At 66.7% G+C, this 2,801-nt stretch carries 2 protein-coding genes and 1 pseudogene; 1 reads left to right on the top strand and 2 read right to left on the bottom strand.

The window, feature by feature from the left end:
* Together EB084_23215 and EB084_23210 are read right to left on the bottom strand one after the other, a co-directional pair.
* Positions 1-145, bottom strand: a pseudogene (locus EB084_23215) (peptide ABC transporter permease).
* An 86-nt stretch (positions 146-231) separates the two neighbouring features.
* The gene (locus EB084_23210) at positions 232-1,266 is read right to left on the bottom strand and encodes a hypothetical protein (GenBank protein NDD31173.1); all 1,035 of its coding nucleotides are present in this window, start codon (positions 1,264-1,266) and stop codon (positions 232-234) included.
* 424 nt (positions 1,267-1,690) lie between these two features.
* Between EB084_23210 and EB084_23205 the strand changes: the two genes are divergently transcribed.
* A complete protein-coding gene (locus EB084_23205; GenBank protein NDD31172.1) occupies positions 1,691-2,641 on the top strand; it encodes a hypothetical protein in 951 nt (316 codons plus the stop codon).
* Positions 2,642-2,801 lie beyond the last annotated feature (160 nt).

Raw genomic sequence — 2,801 nt, 5'->3', positions numbered from 1 at the left:
GTGACATCACTTCCAACATGGACGAGCGGGTCATGCGCGCAATGACCGCCATGGGAACCGTCCCCAAGACCATGGCGGGCAACAACAAATGCGACAAGGCCGATGGAAATGCGCCCTCCTCGTCCGACCACCAGGCATCGATGATCGGAGACCATTCGTGAGCTTCGTCTGCACGCCTCTTCGCGCGCCACGAAGCGCTTCGGCGCAAGCGGTCCGCCCGTTGCCCCCCCCTCAGCGATGCGCCCCACGCCAGGGCTGCGACGCCTCGATGTGGCGCACCTGTCCTGGGTAGGCAGAGCTGCCGTTGTAGGCCGCCAGGGCCGCGTTCCACGAGCCGAGCTGGCGCTTCAGCTTCGCCAGGAAGCTGGCCCCGTAATCAGCGCTCGCAGCCGGGTTGAAGGCCGCCTTGGTGCGGGCGAAGGCGTGGTAGCGGTCGTCGATCTGCATCAAGCCCTTGCCGTGATGCCCGTCGAACGACAGCGCGCGCGAGTTCCAGCAGCTCTCCTTCCAGGCCACCGCCTTGAGCAGGCTGGGGGGAACGCCGTGGGCGCGGGCGCTGCGCTCGAGCACGCCGGCGATGCCCCCGCTGGTCGAAGCGGACGCGTGCGACCCCCGCCCCGCGTGCCCGTGCGCCGCGTGACCGTGCGATGCGTGACCGTGCGCCGCGTGACCGTGCGATGCGTGACCGTGCTGCGATGCGTGACCGTGCGCCGCGTGACCCGCCGATGCCGTCGCCCGGGTCGACGCCTGCACACCAGCGGGCGCCTGCGCCAGCGACGCCACCAGCAAGGACTGCGCCGTCACCAGTGTGGGAACGATGCTGTTCCCGCCAGGGTGCGGCGTTCCCAACCGCTGGGCGGAAGGGGCGGCCGGCTGGGAGGCCTGCAATGCCGCCATGTGAAGGGAAGAAGAGGCGAGACTCACGGCGCGCTCGGCGGCCCCGGGGTTCACGGTCTGCGACAGCGATGCGACCTGCACGAGCTCCTGCGCGCCGGCCACCGCCGGGACACCGATCACCAGTGACGCAGCCACCAGCGAGGCGATTCGAGGACCGATGGCGCTGTGCGCTGCAGGGGCCGCTTCCGCGGGGAGCGCGGCAGGAAGTGCCACGGCAGGCGACGTCGCTTCACCCGAGGTGCGAACGTACCCATCGGTCGGAGCCATATGGGGCGACGCAGAAGAGGTCGCCCAGGGCGATACGGCAGCGATTCGGGGCTGAATGGGGGCAACGGTGGTGCGCGGGCGCGCGATAGAGACCTCGAGCATCGGCGTTCGTCTCCTGTCTGCGATGTTGCGCCTCGCTCACGCTTGCGATGCCGCGTCGATGCGAGGGCGCTTCTCTCGCGAGGAGCATACGACCGTCGCGTCAACCCGCGATCAGAGATGCGTCAAAATGCGATCACAGACCCACGCCACATTCGCGCAAGATGTTAAACCGGCGTTACTGACCAGGGGAGAAGCAGGCGACCTGTCGCCCCGTTGCGCGGGCAAACCCAAAATTGTTACAAAACGGCCCAACTTTTGTAACATGTGGATTGTAGTCTATGAGGCAGAGAGCGATGGAGCGCGCGAGATGCCCGACGGGGGTACACGCGCGTCACCTCCTGCCAGACGTCTGACGGCAGCGGGGTGCGAAGCGAGACAGGTCCGAGGTGGTCCTGTCTCCCTCCAGATGAGGAGACATACCGTAATGCTGATCTCGACCGCCACCACAGCGATTCCCCGTGGAACCACCGCCAGCAGCGAAGCCGGCACCGCGAACGGCGCCTCTGACCTGAACAGCGCAGCGAGCGCGAAGGCGTCGACCGAGCTCTACGTCCCCTCGAGCGCAACCGATACTGTGGGCGGAACGCCCAAGCCCCTGTGGCAGGGAAGACACGGCCAGACGGTCGAGCAGTACCAGGAAGGCCGCTCAGACGCCGGCAAGCGCATCTCGGGCGACAGCGTGTCCGGCCCACGGGCCTACACGGCACGCGGCTGCGCGCTCGACGCACCCGTCGCACCGGGCGAGAAGCCCGAGCCTTTCCCGCTGAGCCGCAGCGAGAAGGAATACCACCAGTACATGGTCAGCTCGTTCGAATCGAGCGAGGCGAAGCGCCGGGCAGGGCACCCGCCGCACACGCTGCCCACGTTCGATCCGCGTGACGCGATGACGGTCAACACCGTGAGGCGGAGAGATGGCAGCCACATGGACACCTCTCTCACCCCCTCTCGCAACGGGGCAGACCGCTTCGCCATCGAACCCCGCTCGAACCCGAGCGAAGGCTCTGCTTTCGTGGTTCGCCGCGCGAACGATGAGGTGGCGTTCCCCTTCCCCGTGCCCGAAGGGCTCGAGCTTCCGGCGATGGGAACGTGGGTCGACCCGCGCGCGGTCGACCGCGGAGAGAACCACAACCGCTGGGAAGGCGTGAGCAATGTTCGCTACTCGGTTGACGCCGAGAAGCCGACCGAAGCCGCCAGCATGTCATTCACGCTGCAGGGACAGGGCCTGAACCCCCTGCCTGTGAAGCTCGAGCACGAGAACGGCGCCCTGACGCGCGTCACCTTGGGTCAGGGAGAGAGCCAGCTGCACTTCGAAGGGCCCGATGAGGTGCATGAGGGCTTGAGCCTCTTGAAGAACCCCCGATTGCTGATGCAGTGATCCCCCCGCGCAGTTCGAGAGATCCAGAATCGACCTGATTCCTGAGGTCTCTGGGGAATCCCCGATTTGATCATCGGCGCGAAGCGGGCTTGTCACTATAAGCCCAAATGCTGAGGAATCCCCGGTTTTGTTCTAGGCACGGTGCGGCTTTGCCGCATTC

Source organism: Pseudomonadota bacterium (assembly GCA_010028905.1).
Taxonomy (GTDB): domain Bacteria; phylum Vulcanimicrobiota; class Xenobia; order RGZZ01; family RGZZ01; genus RGZZ01.
The sequence above is the reverse complement of the archived record's forward strand: the minus strand, read 5'-3'. Positions and strand labels throughout refer to the sequence as shown.

Excerpts from the sequence above, each read along its gene's own strand:
- EB084_23210 (NDD31173.1), bottom strand. The coding sequence starts at position 1,266 with ATGCTCGAGGTCTCTATCGCGCGCCCGCGCACCACCGTTGCCCCCATT.
- EB084_23205 (NDD31172.1), top strand. The coding sequence starts at position 1,691 with ATGCTGATCTCGACCGCCACCACAGCGATTCCCCGTGGAACCACCGCC.